Genomic DNA, 20455 nt, shown 5'->3' with positions numbered 1-20455 from the left:
ATGTGGATGCCTGCGGGAGAAGCTTGTGGATAGGTGTGCTATCCCACTGACGCGAAAGAAGTCGCTACGCGTTGATGCGCAAATGCACAGCGCCGATCAGCTGCCTTGTTCGGCGAAGGCGGCCTTCAGCCATTCGGCAAGCGGCTCGACCCGCGCATCGGCGGCGCGTGCGGACGTCGCCAACACCCATTGCGGGCGTACATCGTGGAATCCCCACGGCGCCACCAGGCGTCCGGATGCAAGGTCACCCGCCACCAGTTGCGCCGGGGCGATGGCGAGTCCACGTCCCGCCACGGCGGCTTCGATCATGTGATAGAGGTGCGGGTAACCCTGTCCCAGTGTCAGTCGCTTGGCGGGCAGGCCGACGCTCTCTGCCCAAAGGCCCCATGCATCCGGACGCGATTGCGTGTGCAGCAGGGTTTGCTCTTCGATGTCCTGTGGCCGGCTGCCGGCGAATGGATGGGCCTTGGCAAAACCCGGGCTGGCCACGGGGCCGATGCGTTCGCTCGCCAGCGGATACACCCGCCAACCGTTTGGCCACGGTGGCTCGCCTGCCATGATGGCGGCATCGAGTCCGCCCAGCGATTCATCGAAGGCGGTTTCCTGCGGGCGCAGATGCAGATCGAGGTCCGGCAGTTCTTCCATCAGGCGTTCGAGGCGGGGAATCATCCAGCGGGCGAGCAGGCTCACCGGACATCCCAGAACGAATGGTGCGTGCGCGGTTCCGACGCGCAGCTCGTCGCAGGTGTCGCGCAATTGGGCGAACGCGGCCGTGCTGGTATCGCGCAGGCGCTGGCCGGCGGGCGTGAGCACGAGGCCGCGCCCCTGGCGCTGGAACAGCGAGGTGCGCAGGTCTTCTTCCAGTGCGCGAATGTGCCGGCTCACGGCGCCGTGGGTGACATGCAACTCGCTCGCTGCGCGGCTCACGCTGCCCAGGCGGGCAGCCGCTTCGAAGGCCAGCAGGGCGTTCAGCGAGGGCAGGGCACGGGGCATGGCACCTGTGAGTTTTACTGACGAGTCGTAGCCATCATATCGCTTTTTGCCACGGCTGCTTTCGGGTAGGTTGGGCGGTGTCTTTCTGTGACTTTCCCGAGTGCCTTCCATGAGCAAGATCGACTTCAGCGCCTATCCCGACGAACACGGGCGCTTCGGCAATTACGGCGGCAGCTACGTTGCCGAAACCCTGATGGCGCCGCTGGCCGAACTCACCGAGGCCTACCTGCGGCTGCGCAAGGATCCCGAGTTCATCGCCGAACTGGATCGTGACCTGAAGTACTACGTGGGCCGCCCCAGCCCCGTGTACTACGCCGAGCGGTTGAGCCAGCACGTGGGCGGCGCGCGCATCCTGCTCAAGCGCGAGGACCTGAACCACACGGGCGCGCACAAGATCAACAACACCATCGGCCAGGCACTGGTGGCCAAGCGCATGGGCAAGCCGCGCATCATCGCGGAAACCGGCGCCGGCCAGCACGGCGTGGCCAGCGCCACGGTGGCGGCGCGCTTCGGCCTCAAGTGCGTGGTGTACATGGGCGCGGTGGACATCGAGCGCCAGAAGATCAACGTCTACCGCATGAAGCTGCTCGGCGCGGACGTGGTGCCGGTGACGTCCGGTTCGAAGACCCTCAAGGACGCGCTCAACGAAGCGATGCGCGACTGGGTCACCAACGTGGCCGATACGTTCTACATCATCGGCACCGTGGCCGGCCCGCATCCGTATCCGCTGATGGTGCGCGACTTCAACGCCATTGTGGGCCGCGAGGCGCGCGCGCAGGTGCTGGAACAATTTGGTCGACTGCCGGACGTGCTCACCGCTTGCGTGGGCGGCGGTTCCAACGCCATCGGCCTGTTCCATGCGTTCCTCAATGACGAAGGCGTGCGCATCGTCGGCGCGGAAGCGGCGGGCGAGGGCATGGCGACCGGACATCACGCCGCGTCGCTGGCAGCCGGTCGACCTGGCGTATTGCACGGCAATCGCACCTACGTGTTGTGCGACGACGACGGGCAGATCACCGAAACGCACTCGGTCTCCGCCGGACTGGACTATCCCGGCGTGGGCCCCGAGCACGCGTTCCTGAAAGATGCCGGTCGCGCGGAATACGTGGGCGTCACCGACGACGAGGCACTCGAAGCGTTCCATCTGCTGGCGCGCACCGAAGGCATACTCGCCGCGCTGGAATCGAGCCATGCCGTGGCGCAGGCGATCAAACTGGCGCGCGAATACCCGAAGGACGGCCTGGTGCTGTGCAACCTGTCCGGTCGAGGCGACAAGGACGTTCACACCATCGCCGCACGCGAAGGAGTGCAGGTATGAGCCGCATCGATCGCCGCTTTGCCCAGTTGAAGGCCGATGGCCGCACGGGCCTCATTCCCTTCGTGACTGCGGGTGATCCGTCGCCCGAACACGCCGTGGCGCTGATGCATGCGCTGGTGGATGCCGGCGCCGACGTGATCGAACTGGGCGTGCCGTTCTCCGATCCCATGGCCGATGGCCCGGTGATCCAGCACGCCAGCGAGCGCGCCATTGAAAAAGGCGTGGGCCTCACCGATGTACTGGATTGGGTGGCCGCGTTCCGCCAACGCGACAACGACACGCCCATCGTGTTGATGGGCTATCTCAACCCGATCGAAATCCACGGTTACGAGCGCTTTGCCAGCGAGGCCGTGAAGGCCGGCGTGGATGGCGTGCTCGTGGTGGATTGCCCGCTGGAGGAATCGGCCGTGCTGGCGCCTCTGCGAGCGGCCGGCCTGCAGCAGATCCTGCTGGCGGCACCCACCACCGCACCCGCGCGTATGGTGCAGCTGTGCGGGTCCGCCCAGGGTTTCCTGTACTATGTCTCGTTCGCCGGCATCACGGGCGCGGCACGATTGAGCACTGGCGACATCGCTGCCCGCGTGGCCGAGATCCGGTCGAAGTCGAAGGCGCCGGTGGCCGTGGGTTTTGGCGTGCGCGATGCGCAGTCGGCCAAGGCCATCGCCGGCTTCGCGGATGCGGTGGTGATCGGCAGTGCGCTGGTAGAGCGGCTGGCCGGTGCGGAAGGTGTCGATGACATCACCGTGCGGGCGAAGGATTTCCTGGCGCCCATCCGCGCCGCGCTGGATGCGCATTGAGGACACGCTGCGTTCGTGACGCGGCGTCGCGTCATGAACGTTTGAGGTGTTGCGATGAACTGGCTCCAGAAAATCATGACCCCCCGTGCTCGCACGGAAGCCACCGGCAACGCCGGCAAGGGCAAGGTGCCGGAAGGCGTGTGGGAGAAGTGCGGTGGCTGCGGCACGGTGCTGTACCGTCCGGAGCTGGAACGCAACCTGATGGTCTGCCCCAAGTGTGGACATCACCACACCATCGAGGCGCGCGCTCGCCTTGATGCCTTCCTCGATCCGGGCTCGATGCAGGAGCACTGGGCCAGCATGGAGCCGAGCGACCCGCTCAAGTTCCGTGATTCCAAGAAGTACCGCGACCGCATCATCGCGGCGCAGAAGTCCACCGGCGAGAAGGACGCGCTGATCGCCATGAGCGGTCGCCTCAAGGGCCGTCCGCTGATGGCCGTGGCCTTCGAGTTCAGCTACATGGGCGGTTCGATGGGCTCGGTGGTGGGCGAGAAGTTCACCCGCGCCGCCGAACGCGCGCTGGCCGAGCGCAGCGCTCTCGTGTGCTTCTCCGCCACGGGTGGCGCGCGCATGCAGGAGTCGCTGTTCTCGCTGATGCAGATGGCCAAGACCTCGGCCGCGCTGGCGCGCATGCGCGATGCCGGCGTGCCCTACATCAGCGTGCTGACGCATCCCACCACCGGCGGCGTGTCGGCGAGCTTAGGCATGCTGGGCGACATCAACGTGGCCGAGCCCAAGGCGCTGATCGGTTTCGCCGGCCCGCGCGTGATCGAGCAGACCGTGCGCGAAACGCTGCCGGAAGGCTTCCAGCGTTCGGAATTCCTGGTGGAGCACGGCGCCATCGACCTCATCGTCGACCGCCGCGAGATGCGCGACAAGCTGGCCGATCTGCTGGGCATCATGATGAAGGCGCCGCGCGTCGCATAAGCGGTGCGTTGCGTCGCTCAAGAAAAACAGCGCCCGCGTGGCGCTGTTTTTTTGTGCGCGATGCGCTCCATTGCGCCATGTGTTACGCGCAAGAGTGCTGGCGGCGTAATCAGGCTCCCTGTTTTCCACAGCTCGCGTGGATAGCTGCTGCATAAGCCTGTGGACAACCCCGCGAACCGTGTTTGCCGACAACGGTTTGCGACATCGTGCTGATGTTTTGCCCAGTGGCAGCGATGTTTTCCACAGCGTTTGTGGATGTATGTGGAGCAAACCTGTGGACAAGCATCGCAACTGCTTGCTGCACAAGGCGATCGTTACGCCATGATCAAGAAGTAAGCAGCGCGCCCGACACCTTGCATGTCGGTTTTCCACAGCCAATGTGGATGCATGCGGGAAAAGCTTGTGGATAGGTTGCCTATCTCACTGATGCCAAAGCGATGGCGACGCAGTGATGCACAAATGCGCAGCGATTCGACAGCGCGTTGTGTGCGCGCCTCGTCTAGCGTTACGCCACCAGCACGTGCAGCGGCAGCACCCACAGCGACAGCGCACCCAGCGCACTGCCGATCACCGTGGCGGCAATCACGTCGCTCGGGTAATGCAGCCCAAGGATCACGCGCGACGCGCCCACCAGGGCCGTGAACGTGAGCAGCAGCGGCGCGAGCAACGGATACCAGGCCAGCGCGACGATGGTGAAGCTAACGGCCTGCAGCGTATGCCCCGAGGGGAAGCTGAACTCGTCCAGCGGCGGCACGTGGGCAATCACGCCGGGGCAGGCGCGGAACGGGCGGGGGCGGCGCGTCCAGCGCTTGAGCAGGCGATAGAGCAGCAGCGCGGTGAGGCCGGTAAGAGCCATCTGCGCGGCAGCCAGCAGGCCACGGCGTCCGTCGACCAGGGCGAGCACGGCCATCAATGAATACCAGAACACGCCATCGCCGAGCCGGCTGATGACGCCGAAGAACACGCCGACGGCGCGTCGCGTGCCCCAGCGGTTGGCGGCGACGCACATGCGCCGGTCGATGGCGAAGCGAGGGCCTGCAGGCAGTTCAGGCGTGTGCAGTGGCGGCATGGTGCTCATGCGCATTCTCCTTGGTGAGGGCGGGATGACACCAACGAAATGGTCCGCGTTGCCTCTCCCGTAGCCACAGGCTGTAGCGCGGCGCGCAGTGCAGGCTGGGCGCCTGTTCGAGCGTCGCGCTACCGCTTGTGGCTACGGGAGAGGCAACCCGAAGGGCCGAATCTGTTTGCGCGCATGCCCGCGTCATCACTCGGTTGTGTATCGACATACACGCCCTCGTTCTTCCTTGGCCTGCGCGCAAACAGATTCGGCGCGGGCCATTTCGTTGGTGCCATCCCGCCCTAGTTCACGCAACAGGTGCTCGAACTCGTTGATGACAGCGTCGGGTGAGAGATTGGCGATGCTCGCGTGCGCGGCACGGCCCATGTGGCGGATCAGGCTGGCGTTGGAAGCGAGCATGACGGTGGATTCGATGAAGCTCCGTTCGTCGCCGGCATCGATGCGATAGCCGTTCTGCCCGGTGTGCAGGTGCTCGCGTGCAGCGCCTTCTTCATAGGCGACCACCGGCAGCCCCGAGGCCAGGGCTTCGAGAATCACGTTGCCGAAGGTTTCGCTCAGGCTCGGGAACGGAAACAGGTCGGCACTGGCGTAGTGCTGCGCCAGCGCATCGCCGCGCTGCATGCCGGCAAAGATGAAATCGGGATTGGCTTCCTGCAGCGCTGCACGCGCCGGGCCATCGCCCACCCACACGTATTTCGCTTTCGGCACCTGCTGCTGCACGGCGCGGAAGGCGCGCACGGCAAGGTCGAGGTTCTTTTCCGGCGCGATGCGGCCCACATACAACACGACGGGCGTGTTGCCGTCCACGTTCCAGGCGTCGCGCAACGCGGCAGTGCGATGGCGCGGGTGGAACAGCTGCGTATCCACGGCGCGTCGCAGCAGGCGCGCGGTGTCTACGCCCAGTGCAGTGAGTTCGTTGGCGAGCGCCTCCGTCGGCACCAGCGTGGCGGCGGCGCGGCGATGGAAGTTGCGCAGGTAGTTGCGCACGATGGGCGTGAGGAAGCCCACGCCGTAGTGATCGGCGTAGGCATCGAAGCGCGTGTGGAAGCCGGTGGCGGTGGGAATACCCAGGCGTTTGGCGGCGCGTACCGCGGACCAACCCAGCGGGCCTTCCGTCGCCACGTAGATCGCGTCGGGGCGCAGGCGCGTCCAGCGGTCGCGCAGCGTGCCGCCCGCAGGCAGGCCGAAGCGCAGGCCGGGATAGCGGGGCAGGGAGGCGCCGCGCACTTCCAGCGCGACGATGCCGGGCTCGTCCTTGAAGGGTTGCTGCTGGCGGGGACGGATCAGGTCGACCGTATGCCCTTGCGACGCCAGTCCGGCGGCGAGGCTGTGCACGGTCAATGCCACGCCGTTGATTTCGGGTGGATAGGTTTCGCTGACAATGCCGATGCGCACTGGGAGTTACCGTTGGCTGGCCCGGTGCAGATTCCTCTGGCGGCGTTGCGGGGTCGTGGCGTATGCATGACGCCCGCATGACGGCAACCACGGCGTGCCATGCCATGCTGACGCTTCCACTACGTCTCCCGCGGGTACACTCGCGGGACTTGTCATTGCGGAGCCACATCGATGAAACGCTTTCTGCTTGCTGTTGCGCTTGCCGGCCTTGCCGGTGGAGCTGTTGCTGCCGATGCTCCCGGGCTTCCCGTGACGAAGGCGCCCGCGGGTGCCGAGGTCTACATCATTTCGCCCAAGGACGGCGCCGTCGTCGGCCAGGAAGTGACCGTGCTGTTCGGTCTCAAGGGCATGGGCGTGGCGCCCGCCGGCGTGAAGAAGGAAGGCACCGGTCACCATCACCTGCTGGTGGATGTGAAGGATCTGCCCGCGGCCGGCCAGCCGATTCCGAAGGACGACCAGCACATCCACTTCGGCAACGGCCAGACCGAGACGACGCTCAAGCTTGCACCGGGCAAGCACACGCTGCAGCTGGAACTGGCCGACGAAAACCATATTCCGTTCGATCCGGCGATCGTGTCCAAGCCAATCACCATCACGGTGAAGTAAGCGCCGGGGCGCTGAGCCTCAGTGCCCCAGGAAGACCGACACGCCCATGCTGACCATCCACAGCTGGGCGTGTCCGGCAATGCGGGCGCGCAGGCCGCCATCGATCTGCACGCGGCGCGTCAGCTGCCACGCCACGCCCGTGCCCGCCTCGGTGCCGCTGTGTTCGCCACGTTCGTGCACCTGCGCGAGTTCGACGTAGCCCACCATCGACTTGTTGAGCACGTGGCTTTCGTTGAGCGCGAACGTGCTTTGGCCGTCGCTGCCGGTGGTCGTCTGTTCCACATAGGCGCCAATGCCGTCGTTGTCGCCCACCTGCCAGTTCACGTCAACGCCGAGCAGGTATTGCCGGTGATCGTTGCGCACCTGGCGATCGCCGTCGGTGAATTCCACGCTGCCCAGGAAACCCCAGGTCCACGTCGCATCGGCCTTGTTGGGGGCGAACTTGAGCGCAAGCGTCGTGTCGCCGCGGCCGTGGCTCCAAGTGTCGAGGCCGGGGCCGGTGGTATGGATGGCATTGAAGGGCGAGGTGCCAAGCTGTGCCTCGAACGGGCCGCCCAGCCCCACACGCACCAGGCTGTCGGTGGTGTATTGGGACTGGATCTGGCCGCCGCCCAGGTTGTCCCGGGTCCAGGTGGGCAGGCCTTGCTCGATGGTGACGTCGCCCGCATTGAGCACCACGGCCGTGAAACCCAGGCCGGGGCGGTCGTAACCGGGATTGTTGTCCTCCGCGCGGACAGGGCATGCCACCGCGACGCCGGCCAGCGCCGTCGCAAAAAGCGCTGCGTTGACGGTTGTGACCGCCATGGATCGGTTCTTGCCCCCGTATCGGCTAAAATTCCGCACTTCTTTATCGTCCTTGCCCAAGCAGCCCATGACCGTCCGCACCCGCTTTGCCCCCAGTCCCACCGGTTTCCTGCATATCGGCGGCGCCCGCACGGCCCTGTACTGCTGGCTGGAGGCCCGTCGCCGCGGTGGCGAATTCGTGCTTCGCATCGAAGACACCGACCGCGAGCGCTCCACCGACGAAGCCGTGCAGGCCATCCTCGATGGCATGAACTGGCTGGGCCTGAACGCCGACGCCGCCCCCGTTTACCAGACCGCGCGTCTACAGCGCTACAAGGAAGTGGCGGACGAGCTGCTGAAGGCCGGGCTGGCCTACTACGCCTACGAGTCCAAGGAAGAGATCGAGGCCATGCGCGAGGCGGCGTACGCCAGGGGCGAGAAGCCGCGCTACAACGGCTATTACCGTGACCGCAACGAGCCGTACCGCGACGATCCGAACCGCGTCATGCGCTTCAAGAATCCGCTGGAAGGCACGGTGGTGTTCGACGACAAGGTGAAGGGTCGCATCGAGTGGGCCAACGCGGAGCTCGACGACCTGGTGATCTTCCGTTCCGATGGCTGGCCGACGTACAACTTCGCCGTGGTGGTCGACGACATCGACATGGGCATCACCGAGGTGATCCGCGGCGACGACCACGTGAACAACACGCCGCGCCAGATCAACATCTACAAGGCGCTTGGCAAGCCGGCACCGGAATTCGCGCACCTGCCGATGATCCTCGGCCCCGATGGCCAGAAGCTCAGCAAGCGCCACGGCGCGGTGAGCGTGATGCAGTACCGCGACGACGGCTTCCTGCCGCACGCGCTGCTCAACTATCTCGTGCGCCTGGGTTGGTCGCATGGCGACCAGGAAATCTTCTCCGAGGAGGAGATGGTCAAGCTGTTCGACGTGGCCGACGTCAACAAGGCCGCGTCGCGCTTCGACGTGACCAAGCTGTCGTGGCTCAACCAGCATTACCTGAAGACCGAAGAGCCCTCGGTGATCGCGCCGGAATTCGAATGGCACCTCACGCAGGCAGGCATCGATTTCAGCAAAGGCCCCAATCCCGCCGACGTCATCGTCGCCTTGCGTGATCGCGTGCAGACGCTGAAGGAAATGGCTGAGCGCGCCAAGATCTGGTATGGCCCCATCACCGAATGGGACGAGAAGGCCGTGGCCAAGCATCTGCAGAACGACAGCGCCGTGGCCGTGCTCACCGAGGCGAAGAGCCTGATCGCGAATGTCGAGTGGAAGCCCGAGCCGATCCACGGCGTGATCGAGCAGATCGCTGCCAAGCTGGAGCTGGGCATGGGTAAGATCGCGCAGCCGCTGCGCGTGGCGATGACGGGCACGCAGGTGTCGCCGTCGATCGATCACACCATCTACCTTGCGGGTCGCGAGGTGGCGCTGCAGCGCATCGACGACGCCATCGCCAAGGCGAAGGGCTGATTGCCTCGCACCAGCGCTGTCGCTCCTGTTTAGGGGAACGGCAGCGACAGGTCGCGATCAACCCGATACTTGACCTCGGCCTGACGCCTCGGCGGCCTGCCAGCCGCCGCCCAGGGCCTGTATCAGCGCTGCCGTATCGCTCAGTCGTGCGGCCTGCGCTTGGATGCGCGTGATGCGTGCCTGCTGATAGCTCTCCTGAGCATTGATCAGCACCAGCACGTTCACGTAGCCGAGCTGCTGCTGCTTCCGGGTGAGTTCCAGCGTGTGCGCCGCCGCGTGCTCGGCATCGGTGGCGGCGCTCAGGGCACGTGCATCGCTGTCGATGGCGTAGAGTGCGTCGGCCACGTTCTGGAAAGCGCCGAACACCACGCTTCGATACTCGGCCGCCGATTGCTGCAAGGCCGCTTCGGCGGCGCGCTGCTTGTGTTTCAGTGCACCGAAATCGAACACGGTCTGGCTCACGCTGCCAGCGAGCACCCAGAACACATTGTCGTCGGCGAACATGCGGTTGAACGAAGTCGCGCTGCCGCCATAGGCACCAGAAAGGGTGAACTGCGGCAGGCGGTTGGCCAGCGCCACGCCAACCTGGGCGCTGGCTGCGTGGACGTTTTCCTCGGCCGCGCGTACATCCGGACGCTGTTGCACCAAGTGCGCAGGTACACCTTGTGGCAAGGTCGCCGGCAGCACGAGGTTCTCGAGATCGAACGGTGTGGCATCCGCATGGTCTGGCGTGTCGCCGCACAGCACGGCGAGCAGATCGCGATTCTGCTCCAGTTGCTTCAGCAATCCGGGTAGCGCCTGCTTTGCCTGGGCCAGGGCGCTTTCCTGGGCGGCGACATCAAGCCCGGAGGCGTAACCGAGTTTTGCCTGCTTGTGCAGGATATCCAGCGCGCGCGTTTCTTCGGTAATCACTTCCTCGGTCGCATCGATCTGCGCGCGCAGCGAAGCTTCCGTGATTGCCGCATTGACCACGTTGGAGGCCAGGCTCAGACGTGCGGCCTCGAGTTGATAGCGCTGGTTGTCCGCTTGCGCCTGCAGCGACTCCACCGTGCGTCGGTTGAGCCCGAATACATCGGGCGCATAACTGATGTTGAGCTGCGCCGTGTGCAGCGTGTAGTACGTTGCGTTGGAGGTGAGCGTGGGCGACAGCGTGCCCACGGCATCGCGCTGGCGTGATGGCGTGTAGTTGAGCTGGGCAGAGGGAAAGTACGTGGCATGTTGCGCGGCGACGCTTTCCTGCGCCTGATGCAAGGCGGCAGCGGCGGCATCGATATCCGGATTACGGGCCAGCGCTCGCTGCACACGATCGTTCAAGGCATCCGATCCGAATACCTGCCACCAGGTTTGGGCGATGGTCTGCCCGGGAACGAATTGCTGCGGCGTGGCGGTAGCCTCGCCAGCCGTCGTCGTCAGCGTGTCACGTGTGAACCGGGTAGGTGAGGGCGTGTCCGGGCGCTGATAGTTTGGTCCTGGGGCACAGCCTGCGCAGCATGCCGCCATAGTGATGACCAGCAAGGTCCGAGGCACGGGCAAACGCAACGCGTATCGTCGCAGGCTCCGGTTTGCCCCGTGGTCATCTCGGCGAACGCCTGACGATGAGTGCTTCGAAGCAGATTCGATCAGTGACGTCATGCTGCCTCTCCACTCACGCGACGCTGCCTGCGCTTGTGCGACCACTCGACCACCAGTACCTGCAGTGCAGGCGCAACAATCAACAGCATCACCGGGCCCAGCAGCATGCCGCCAACCACCACGGTGGCGAGCGGGCGTTGCACCTGGCTGCCGATACCGTGGGACATCGCCGCGGGCAGCAGGCCAATGCAGGCAGACAATGCGGTCATCAGCATGGGGCGCATGCGCTGCTCGGCGGCCTGCGTCATCGCCTCCAGGGGCGTGTGGCCGGCGAACACCAGGTGGTTGAAGTAGGTGATGACCAGGATGCCGTTCATCACCGACACGCCGAACAACGACACAAAGCCGATCGCCGCCGAGATACTGAAATCCAGCCCGGAGCAATACAGGGCGATGATGCCGCCGGCAATGGAGAACGGAATCGCTGCCAGCGTGAGCAGGCTGTCTCGCCACGAATTGAACAGGGCGAACAGCAGCGCCAGGATCAAGCCCATCGCGATGGGCAGCACTACGGTCAGTCGCTGCTTGGCCTGTTGCAGGTCGTTGAACTCGCCGGCCCATGCCAGGTGATAACCGGAGGGCAAGGTCACCTGTTCGGCGATGCGTTTCTGCGCGTCGGCCACCGTCCCGCCCAGGTCTCGACCGCGTACGCTGAACTTCACTGGCACGAAGCGTTCGTTACGGTCGTGATAGATGTACGACGCACCTGTGTCGAGCGTGATGCTGGCCACGTCGCGCAGTGCCACGTAGCCGGTGCCGCCGTTGGGCAGGCTGTAGCCCACCTGGATGCGGCCGATGTCCTCGATGCTCTGGCGATACTTCGGTGCCAGCCGCACCACCAGGTCGAACTGGCGGTCGCCCTCCAGCACGGTCGTGGCCGATGTACCGCCGGCTGCCGCCTGCACCACGGTATTGATGTCGCCCGTGTTGAGCCCGTAACGCGCCGCCCTGGCGCGGTCGATGGTGATGTTGAGGTTGGGCTGGCCCAGCACGTGAAACACGCCAAGGTCCTGCACGCCCGGCACCTGCTGCATCACGTGCATCACCTGGTCGGCGAGGCGTTCGAGTTCCGGCAATTCGGGTCCCACGATCTTCACCGAGTTGGCGCCTTTCACGCCGGACAGGCCTTCCTCGATGTTGTCCTGGATGTACTGCGAGAAATTGAACTCCACGCCCGGCATGGCGTTTTCGAATTCATTTTGCAGGTCCGCCACCAGTTTTTCCTTGGTGTGGCCGGCCGGCCATTCGTCCTGCGACTTCAACGGTACGAACAGCTCCACGTTGTAGAAGCCCGAGGCATCGCTGCCGTCATCGGGGCGGCCATGCTGCGATACCACCGTGACCACTTCCGGATGCTTCAGCAGAATGCGCCGCAACTGGCCAACCTTGTCCTCGCCCGCTTCCAGCGAAATCGTGGACGGCATGGAGGCGCGAATCCACAGATTGCCTTCTTCCAGCGCCGGCAGGAATTCCGTACCCACGCGCGTAAGCAGCAAAACGGCGAGCAACAGAAAACCCACGCCCAGGCCCACCGTGATTCGCCGACGACGCAACGCCCAACGCAGCACCGGCCTATAGACGTAGCGGATGCCACGCACGAACCACGTCTCGGTTTCCTTGACGTGCTTGGGTAGCAGCAGCGACGCCAGCACGGGCGAAACGGTGAAGGTGGCGATCAGTGCGCCAGACAACGCATAGGCGTAGGTGCGCGCCATCGGATTGAATATCTGGCCTTCCACGCCCTGCATGGTGAACAACGGAATGAAGGCGGCCACGGTGATGGCCGAAGAGAACAGCACGGCGCGATCTACTTGCATGGCGCTGATGAACAGCAGGCGCAGGCGATCATTCCAGCCGTGCGTGGCGCCGCCGCGCATATAGGTGCCAAGCTCGCCCTGTGCCGAATCGTGGAGCAACTCCCTCTGTTCGCCGGCAGTCTTCTGGAAGTTGCGGAAAATGTTCTCGATCAGGATCACGGCCGAGTCGACGATGATGCCGAAGTCCACCGCACCCAGGGACAGCAGGTTGGCCGAATCGCCCATCAGCACCAAAATGATCACGCTGAAGAACAACGCCACTGGGATGTTGGCGCTCACGATGATGGCGCTGCGCAGATCGCCCAGGAAGATCCATTGGATCAGGAACACCAGCAAGCAACCGAAAATCAGGTTGTGCAGCACCGTGTGCGTGGTCACGGCGACCAGCGTCGAGCGGTCGTAGAACGGCACCAGTTTCACGCCGGCCGGCAGCGTGCCATCGCTGTTGAGCCTGGCGACTTCGGCCTTGACGCGCGCCACCACTTCGTTGGTCTGCAGCGTGCGGTTCATCACCACGATGCCGGTGACCACGTCGTCCTGCATGTCGCGGCCGGCGCGTCCCAGGCGAGGCACGGCGCCCACATCGACCTTGGCCACATCCTTCACCAGCACCGGTGTCCCGCTGGATTGCGCGAGCACGGTGTTGCCGATGTCGTCGACGTCCTTGATCAGGCCCACGCCGCGGACATTGACCGACTGTTGGCCAATATTGATCGTGCGCCCGCCAACGTTCGTGTTGGCATTGCCAATGGCGGCCACCAGCTGGGGCAGGGTGATGCCATAGCCTTGCAGCGTGTTGAGGTCGGCCTCGACGTCGTATTCCTTGGTGGTGCCACCCCATGTAACGACTTGCGCCGTGCCCGGCACGGAGAGCAATCGCCGCGTCACCACCCAGTCCTGCAGGGTGCGCAGTTCCGTCAGGCTCATCGACGGCGGCCCCACCAGCTGATAGCGGAATATCTCGCCGACCAGGCTGGAAGCCTGGATCTGAGGCTGCACGTTGTTGGGCAGGCTCACGTTCTGCTGCAGCGCCAGCGCGGCCTGCGTGTAGTCGAAGTAGTAATCGGTGCCGTACTTGAAGGTGACGCGAACGAACGACAACCCGTAGAACGACGTGGAGCGAATGCTTTCCACGCCGGGCGTGGTGGCCAGGCCCACTTCCATCGGGCGCGTGTAGTTGCGCTCCATTTCCTCTGCCGACAACCCTGGCGCCTGTGCGGTGATCTCCAGGATCACCGGTGCCGGGTTGGGATACGCCTCAATATTGAGCCTGGCGTAGGCAATCATTCCGGCAATGACGAACCCGGCGAGCGCCATCAACACGATGGCACGGCGGGTCAGCGCGAACGCGACAAGGCCTCGAAACACGATCAATCCTTATGAAAAGCGCGAGGCGCTGCCGTTCACTGCGATTGCAGCGCGAGCGCGTTGCTCAGGAATAGCGCGCCTTCGGCGGCAATGCGCTGATGCGGGGGGAGTCCGGCCAGCACCGGGTAATAGCCATCCCGGATGGCGCCCAGCTGCACGGCATGACGCGTGAAGTGCAGGCCATCCGCCGTGGTGAACACCACCATCGCGCCGGTGCCCTCGCGTACCACGGCATCGGCGGGCACGGCATCGTGGCGCGACGCCGGGGCAGTGGTAATGCTGTAGTCAGCGAGCATCTGCGGACGCAGACCCGCCGGCGGCGTGTGCAGCACCGCGTGCAGCATCACGCGGTGCGTGGCTGGATCGGAACTGCCACTGACGTAGTCGACCTGCGCATGGATCAGCTGCCCCGGCAGCGAAGAAAGGCTGGCCGTCATGGGCTCGCCGACGCGCACCTGTGTGGCATCCGCGTCGGAGACATTCGCTACCAGCCACAGGCTGTCGGCATCGGAGATCGTGAAGGGCGATGGCGTGCTGCCCGGCTGCATCAAGTCGCCCGGTGCGACGTTGCGTGCATTCACCGTGCCGCTGATGGGGCTGGCGATGCGCCATTCGCCATCGACACGGCGCGTGGCGGCGATGCGATCGATCTCCGCGTCACTTTTGTCGAAGATCCGCAGCGCGCGCCGCGCGGCCTGATAATTGCCTTCGGCCGTCTGTTGATCGGAGATGGCCTGTTCCAGGTCGCGCGGTGCATTGGCCTGCACCTGTGCCATGCCCTTGGCGCGCTCCAGTGCGAGTGTGGTTTGTGCCCGCGCGGCGGCGGCGCTTACCAAGGTCGCTTCGGCCTGCGCCAGATCGGGGCTGTCGACGGAGAACAACACCTGGCCGCGATGGACCTTGTCGCCCGCCTTGGCGAACACATCGCGCACGCGGCCGGCATAGGGCGACCCGACCTGGGCCACGTGGTCCTGGTCGAAATCCACGTAACCGACGGCATCGACACGCGGCGCAAAGTCCCGTTGAATCACGTCGGAGACGCGAACCTGCCTGGCCTGTTGCGCATTGATGGCCACCGTCTGAGGGTCGAGCGGCCTGGCTGGAGCTGGTGCGGCTTGCGCCATGGCCGGGGAGCCGTGGTGGATGGCGATCGCCAGCAGCAACGCTCCCAGCATGCTGCCGCCCGCGACCAGTCGTCCTTGATGCTTTCTCATGTTCTGTTGTCGTTGCTGGCCGGCGCCGGGGACGCGCACGAAATCAGCCAGGCGCTGTGCCTGGTCACCGCGATGTTTTCCAGTGCCTGCCAACGTATCGCTACGTCCGCGGGCTAGGCAGAAAAGTCGCGTGAAACTTAGTCCGATCGCATCGGCAGCAACAGTTACGATTTGGAAAGGTTGGCCGCGGGCAGCGTGATACCGACCATCAGGCCGGGCGAGGTGTCTTCCAGCGTGAGCTGGCCACGGTGCAGCGCCACGACGGCCGCCACGATGCTCAGTCCCAGCCCATTGCCGTGCTGGTGCCGGCTCGCATCCACGCGAAAAAAGCGTTCGGTGGCGCGCGACAACGCCGCCGATGGAATACCCGGTCCGTCGTCACGTACGCTGATGGTCGCCTGGTCGCCCGCCTGCAGGGCGCGTAGTTCCACATGCGCCCCGTTGCCTGCGTACTTGAATGCATTGTCGAGCAGGTTTGCCAGCACGCCCGCAAGCAAATGCCGATCGGCCAGCACCGATGGTTCGCCTTCGATCACGCACTGCAGATCGATGGACAGCGATTCCGCAGCGGGCCGGTAAAGTTCCACGATGTCGTCGAGCAGTTCGCGCAGCGCCAATGGCTCGAAGCTTTGTCGACGCACGCCGGACTCGGCCTCGGCGATCAGCAGCAGCTTATCCAGCACGGTGATCAGGCTGTCGATCTCGTCGATGGCGTATTGCGCACCCTGAGGCAGCCTCTGCTCGTTGGGATGGGCGCGCAGGGCCTGTTCCAGCGCTCCGCGCACCCGGCCGAGTGGCGTGCGCAGGTCGTGCGCAATCGCGTTGGAAACGCTGCGCGATGTTTCCATCAGGCGTTCGATTTCGTCCAGCATGTCGTTGATGTCGCCCGCCACCACGGCAAATTCGTCGCGCGACCTGCCCACCATGACGCGGCGATCCAGGCGGCCCGCCGCTATCTCGGTCGTCGTGCGATGAATGGCCTTGAGCTGGCGTTGCAGCTGCGAACGAAAGAGCACGGCACCGCCGCCGGCGAACATCAACGCCAAGATGCCGCCCAGGCTCAGGGCCACCAGGATCATGTGCTCGAGCTCGCGTACGTCGCGTATATCGCGTCCCACCAGCAGTACGCTGCCATCGGGAAAGCGATGGCTCAGCACGCGGCTCAACGAGCGGACGCCCAGGCGTTGCACTTCCATCTGGCGCAGGCCGTCGTGATTGACGGCAGAGGGTGGCCACGCCGTCAGGTTGCCGATCAGTGGATGGCCTGCCGCGTCGAGCAGTAGATAGATTTCGGTATCGCTGTCCTGGTTGTCGGTGAGCAGTCCGTGCACCTGCAGGGTGAGCACGCCGATACCCTGTTGCTGATCCACTTGGATGAGATGGCGCGAGGCGCTGCGGAGCTGTTCGTCGATATTCCGGCGAAACAGCCCGGCCGTGCCGACGTAGAACACGGTGGAGACCATGGCCACCGACAGCAGCAACAACAGGCCGTAACCTGCGGCCATGCGAAACACCACTGAGTGCCGAAAACTAGCCATCGGAGTTGGGGTGGCCGATGGTGAAGCCCACGCCGCGTACTGTGCGGATCAGCGCTGGTGTTCCTTCCTGGTCGATCTTGTTGCGCAGGCGACTCATCTGCACGTCGATCACCTTCGTCTCTGGATCGAAGTGATAGCCCCAGACCGCCACCAGCAGCATCTTGCGGGTCACCACTTCGCCCTGGTGGCGCATCAGGTATTCCAGCAGCTGGTATTCGCGTGGCTGCAGCGGTATCGGCTGGCCGTTGCGGAAGGCGCGGCGCGTGCGCGGCTCCAGAATGAGATCTTCCACGCGTAGCGTTTCGGTTTCGGCGCGCTGGCCGGCCCGCCGGGCCAGGGCTTCGATGCGGGCCAGCAGCTCATCAAGGGCGAAGGGCTTGGTCAGGTAGTCGTCGCCACCGCTGCGCAGACCGCGTATGCGCTCATCCAGGCTGCTCAGCGCGCTCAGTACCAGCACCGGCGTGCGGTCGTCGCACAGGCGAATGGCGGCCAGAATGTCCAGCCCGTCCAGGCCGCCGGGCAGCATGCGGTCCAGCAGCACCACGTCCCATCGTTCGCCTGCGGCGCGCGCCATGCCGCTCGCGCCATCATGGCAGACCGCCACCTCGTGGCCCGCCTCGGCGAGGCTCTCGCGAATCAAGGCGGCGGTTTGGGTGTCGTCTTCGATCAGGAGGCAACGCATGGTTCGTATCCGGTAACGAAACGGCGGTGGCGATGGTGCAAGCCACGCTCGGACATCGCATCATCCGCCTATCGTAGTGAGTTGACGGGGTGGGCGTGGAAGAGCTGCTGGACAAAGCGATGCAGGGCGTCGACCCCGACGCGCCCGACGCCTTCATGCACATCTTCCTGAACCTGATGGGTCTGGTTCCGTGGGTAGCGTTGTTCTGGTGGAGCGTGTTGTTCGTGGTGGTGGGCGCGTTGCTGGGATGGTGGCGCGGTCGCACGGTGGAAGGCATTGTGCTGGCGGCGGTACTGGGGCCGATCGGCTGGATCATCGTGCTGCTGAGGCCGCGGCCCAAGCCCAGGGCCGTGCCGCCGCCGCTGCCAAGGCGGCGTTGAGCAGCCACTTGCGATATCGCGCCTCAAGCTCCACGTAAGTGACGGTGTATGATGGCTTCCGAGGTGAATCCATTGAGTCATGCCGTCGACAAACCGCACACGCATCACCACCATCACCACGACGACGCGCAAAGCTTCGTTCGTGCGGTGGAGCATGCCAGTGAGGAACGTGGCCTAAGGCTCACGCCGTTGCGCAAGGAAGTGCTAGAGCTGGTCGCTGCCGCCGGCAAGCCGGTGAAGGCGTACGACCTGCTGGACCAGTTGCGCGAACGGCATGGCAACGCGGCGCCGCCCACGGTGTATCGCGCGCTCGATTTCCTGCTCGAGCATGGCTTCATCCACAAGCTGGAATCCATCAACGCGTTCGTCTCCTGCCATCATCCGGCCGAGGCGCACCAGGTGCCGTTCCTCATCTGCGACAACTGCTCCAGCGCGCAGGAAGTGTGCGACGAGCGTGTGGCCGAACTGATCGAGGCGCAGGCCAAGGCCTTCGGATTCCGCCCGCAGGCGCAGACGCTGGAAGTGCACGGCCTCTGCAAGCACTGCCGCAAGGGCTGACGCTCCCTCCCGTGCCTGCCTGAACGGGCCGGTGGGAGGGGTTTGCGTTTAAGGCGTTATAATGTAACATTGCGTCATCGGGTCACCCACGACCCCTCTGTGCTCCGCTCCGGTCCCCGATCCGATGGAAGCTCCCCAGCAGAACAAGAGTCGCTTTTGGTCCGTGGCTGACAGGGTTGGCGCGACCGCGTCGTTCCTGTGCGCCATCCATTGCGCGGCGCTGCCGTTTGTCCTCGCCGTGTTGCCGTTCGTCGGCCTCGGTTTCCTGGCCGACCACGCGTTCGAACGCGGCTTCGTGATGTTCGCCAGCGCGCTCGCGTTGATCAGCCTCATCAGCGGCTATCGGCATCATCACCGTCCGCTGCCGCTGTTGCTGGCGCTGCCGGGCCTGGCGTTGCTGATCATGGGCGTCACCTTTGCCGAGCATTACGGCATTGCGCTGCACAGCGTGATGGTGACCTGCGGCGGCTTGCTGGTGGCGGGCGCGCACTTCGTGAACCTGCGCACGCACCGTGCCTTTCACGTGCACGACGCCCAGTGCGCTCACTGAGCATGGCGGCAGATCGCGTCGTGATTGTGTAACGGGGCCGCTGATTCCTAGCATTTGCCCATGAGTTCCGCGCACGCGCACACCCACGATCATCACGACCATGACCACGCTCACGGCCATGCGCATGGTCATGCGCACGCCCACGGCGGCGTCACCGGTCGCGAAAAGAAACTGATCCTCGCCTTCGTGCTCACCACCGTGATGATGGTGGTGGAGATGGTGGGCGGTTTCTGGTCCGGCTCGCTGGCACTGGTGGCCGATGCCGGCCACATGCTGATCGACGCGCTGGCGCTGCTGCTTGCCGTAGTCGGCGCATGGTTTGCGCGTCGGCCGGCGGATGCTCGCCGAAGCTATGGTTATGGCCGCCTCGAAGTGCTTGCCGGCTTCGTCAACGCGCTCACCCAGTTCGTGCTGGTAGCGTTCATTGCGTACGAAGCGATCACTCGATTGTTCGAACCCGCGCATATCCTGTCCGGGATGATGCTGGTGGTCGCGTTGATCGGCCTGGTGGTGAACGTGCTGGTGCTGAGCACGCTGCATGGCCACGCGCATGACGACGTGAACCTTGCCGGCGCAACGCTGCACGTGCTGGGCGATCTGCTCGGTTCGGTAGCGGCCGTGATCGCGGCGCTGCTTGTGCGCTGGATGGGCTGGAACTGGGCCGATCCGGTGCTGTCGCTGCTGGTGTCGCTGCTGATCCTCCATAGCGCGTGGCGGCTGCTGCGTCGCTCCTCGCACATCCTGTTGGAAGGCGTGCCCGAAGGCATGAACACGGGTGACGTGGAAGAGGCATTGCGTGGCGCCGATGTTTCCATCCGCGACGTGCACCATCTTCACGTGTGGCAGCTGGCCTCCGGCTCGCGCATGGCGACGCTGCATGCCGAACTGCATGACGGCGCGAGCAGCACGCCGGCCATTGTGGCCATCAACCGGGTGCTGGCCGAGCGCTTCAGCATCCAGCATGTGACGGTGCAGATCGACGCCGGGGACTGTCCCGACGAAAAGCGCGGCTGCGCCGGCCCCGGTTGCCGCTGACTATTGCGCTTTGGACGGTCGCTGATACGATGGTCGGCCGTATTCACCCTAACGAATCAAGGAGTTCCCCATGGGCAAGGGCGATCGCAGGACCCGTCGTGGCAAGACCTACCGTGGCAGCTACGGCAACAGCCGCGCTCATTCGCTGCAGCCGGCCGTGGCCGGTGCCAAGGCGACCGTGACCAAGCCGGCAGCCGCCAAGAAGGCCGCGCCGAAGAAGAAGTCGGCCTAAGCGCCTGGCTTCACAAAAAAAGCCTCCGCCTGGCGGGGGCTTTTTTTATGGGCGGAGCGAAGG

Annotated in this window: 19 protein-coding genes; 10 read left to right on the top strand and 9 right to left on the bottom strand. The window is 64.9% G+C overall.

Features of this window, described 5'->3' with window-relative positions; all coding sequences use genetic code 11:
* Window positions 1-96: 96 nt before the first annotated feature.
* Window positions 97-993, bottom strand: coding sequence for a LysR family transcriptional regulator (locus ABIC75_RS03875; protein ID WP_354012531.1), 897 nt, complete (start codon window positions 991-993; stop codon window positions 97-99).
* Between the two features lie 109 nt (window positions 994-1102).
* On the opposite strand from ABIC75_RS03875, the gene trpB reads away from it, so the two are divergent.
* From trpB to accD, 3 genes are read left to right on the top strand one after another with little or no spacing between them, the layout of a single operon-like run.
* Window positions 1103-2311, top strand: coding sequence for a tryptophan synthase subunit beta (trpB, locus tag ABIC75_RS03870; protein WP_354012530.1), 1209 nt, complete (start codon window positions 1103-1105; stop codon window positions 2309-2311).
* Window positions 2308-3108 carry a tryptophan synthase subunit alpha gene (trpA, locus tag ABIC75_RS03865; RefSeq protein ID WP_354012529.1) on the top strand — a complete coding sequence of 267 codons (801 nt, stop codon included), beginning with the start codon at window positions 2308-2310 and terminating at the stop codon, window positions 3106-3108. The genes trpB and trpA overlap by 4 nt, the downstream gene beginning before the upstream one ends.
* 54 nt (window positions 3109-3162) lie before the next feature.
* The gene (gene accD / locus ABIC75_RS03860; protein ID WP_354012528.1) at window positions 3163-4035 is read left to right on the top strand and encodes an acetyl-CoA carboxylase, carboxyltransferase subunit beta; all 873 of its coding nucleotides are present in this window, start codon (window positions 3163-3165) and stop codon (window positions 4033-4035) included.
* A gap of 505 nt (window positions 4036-4540) precedes the next feature.
* On the opposite strand, the gene ABIC75_RS03855 is transcribed toward accD, so the two are convergent.
* Together ABIC75_RS03855 and ABIC75_RS03850 are read right to left on the bottom strand one after the other, a co-directional pair.
* The gene (locus ABIC75_RS03855; protein WP_354012527.1) at window positions 4541-5113 is read right to left on the bottom strand and encodes a phosphatase PAP2 family protein; all 573 of its coding nucleotides are present in this window, start codon (window positions 5111-5113) and stop codon (window positions 4541-4543) included.
* A gap of 186 nt (window positions 5114-5299) precedes the next feature.
* Window positions 5300-6508: a glycosyltransferase family 4 protein gene (locus tag ABIC75_RS03850; RefSeq protein WP_354012526.1), complete on the bottom strand. Its 1209-nt coding sequence runs from the start codon at window positions 6506-6508 to the stop codon at window positions 5300-5302.
* 171 nt (window positions 6509-6679) lie between these two features.
* Between ABIC75_RS03850 and ABIC75_RS03845 the strand changes: the two genes are divergently transcribed.
* A complete protein-coding gene (locus tag ABIC75_RS03845) occupies window positions 6680-7114 on the top strand; it encodes a DUF4399 domain-containing protein (RefSeq protein ID WP_354012525.1) in 435 nt (144 codons plus the stop codon).
* An 18-nt stretch (window positions 7115-7132) separates the two neighbouring features.
* Here the strand turns inward: ABIC75_RS03845 and ABIC75_RS03840 are convergent, their stop codons facing one another.
* Window positions 7133-7918: a transporter gene (locus tag ABIC75_RS03840; RefSeq protein WP_354012524.1), complete on the bottom strand. Its 786-nt coding sequence runs from the start codon at window positions 7916-7918 to the stop codon at window positions 7133-7135.
* Window positions 7919-7985: 67 nt separating this feature from the next.
* Between ABIC75_RS03840 and gltX the strand changes: the two genes are divergently transcribed.
* Entirely contained in the window at window positions 7986-9386 is a 1401-nt protein-coding gene (gltX, locus tag ABIC75_RS03835) for a glutamate--tRNA ligase (RefSeq protein WP_354012523.1), read from the top strand.
* A gap of 57 nt (window positions 9387-9443) precedes the next feature.
* Here the strand turns inward: gltX and ABIC75_RS03830 are convergent, their stop codons facing one another.
* From ABIC75_RS03830 to ABIC75_RS03810, 5 genes are all read right to left on the bottom strand, one after another.
* Entirely contained in the window at window positions 9444-10886 is a 1443-nt protein-coding gene (locus ABIC75_RS03830; RefSeq protein WP_354013061.1) for an efflux transporter outer membrane subunit, read from the bottom strand.
* A 128-nt stretch (window positions 10887-11014) separates the two neighbouring features.
* On the bottom strand, window positions 11015-14203 hold the full coding sequence (locus tag ABIC75_RS03825; protein WP_354012522.1) for an efflux RND transporter permease subunit: 3189 nt from the start codon (window positions 14201-14203) through the stop codon (window positions 11015-11017).
* A gap of 35 nt (window positions 14204-14238) precedes the next feature.
* Window positions 14239-15417 carry an efflux RND transporter periplasmic adaptor subunit gene (locus ABIC75_RS03820; RefSeq protein ID WP_354012521.1) on the bottom strand — a complete coding sequence of 393 codons (1179 nt, stop codon included), beginning with the start codon at window positions 15415-15417 and terminating at the stop codon, window positions 14239-14241.
* 164 nt (window positions 15418-15581) lie between these two features.
* On the bottom strand, window positions 15582-16922 hold the full coding sequence (locus tag ABIC75_RS03815) for a sensor histidine kinase (RefSeq protein WP_354012520.1): 1341 nt from the start codon (window positions 16920-16922) through the stop codon (window positions 15582-15584).
* A gap of 25 nt (window positions 16923-16947) precedes the next feature.
* Window positions 16948-17637: a response regulator transcription factor gene (locus ABIC75_RS03810; protein ID WP_354012519.1), complete on the bottom strand. Its 690-nt coding sequence runs from the start codon at window positions 17635-17637 to the stop codon at window positions 16948-16950.
* Between the two features lie 95 nt (window positions 17638-17732).
* On the opposite strand from ABIC75_RS03810, the gene ABIC75_RS03805 reads away from it, so the two are divergent.
* From ABIC75_RS03805 to ABIC75_RS03785, 5 genes are all read left to right on the top strand, one after another.
* On the top strand, window positions 17733-18017 hold the full coding sequence (locus ABIC75_RS03805; RefSeq protein ID WP_354012518.1) for a hypothetical protein: 285 nt from the start codon (window positions 17733-17735) through the stop codon (window positions 18015-18017).
* 63 nt (window positions 18018-18080) lie between these two features.
* Window positions 18081-18575, top strand: coding sequence for a transcriptional repressor (locus ABIC75_RS03800; protein WP_436407882.1), 495 nt, complete (start codon window positions 18081-18083; stop codon window positions 18573-18575).
* Between the two features lie 124 nt (window positions 18576-18699).
* A complete protein-coding gene (locus ABIC75_RS03795; RefSeq protein ID WP_354012516.1) occupies window positions 18700-19125 on the top strand; it encodes a MerC domain-containing protein in 426 nt (141 codons plus the stop codon).
* 60 nt (window positions 19126-19185) lie between these two features.
* The gene (locus tag ABIC75_RS03790) at window positions 19186-20160 is read left to right on the top strand and encodes a cation diffusion facilitator family transporter (RefSeq protein ID WP_354012515.1); all 975 of its coding nucleotides are present in this window, start codon (window positions 19186-19188) and stop codon (window positions 20158-20160) included.
* 70 nt (window positions 20161-20230) lie between these two features.
* A complete protein-coding gene (locus ABIC75_RS03785; protein ID WP_204635521.1) occupies window positions 20231-20392 on the top strand; it encodes a 30S ribosomal protein THX in 162 nt (53 codons plus the stop codon).
* Window positions 20393-20455: the final 63 nt, after the last annotated feature.

The sequence above is a fragment of the Dyella japonica genome (genome assembly GCF_040545895.1).
GTDB classification, from domain to species: domain Bacteria; phylum Pseudomonadota; class Gammaproteobacteria; order Xanthomonadales; family Rhodanobacteraceae; genus Dyella; species Dyella japonica_D.
The sequence above is the reverse complement of the archived record's forward strand: the minus strand, read 5'-3'. Positions and strand labels throughout refer to the sequence as shown.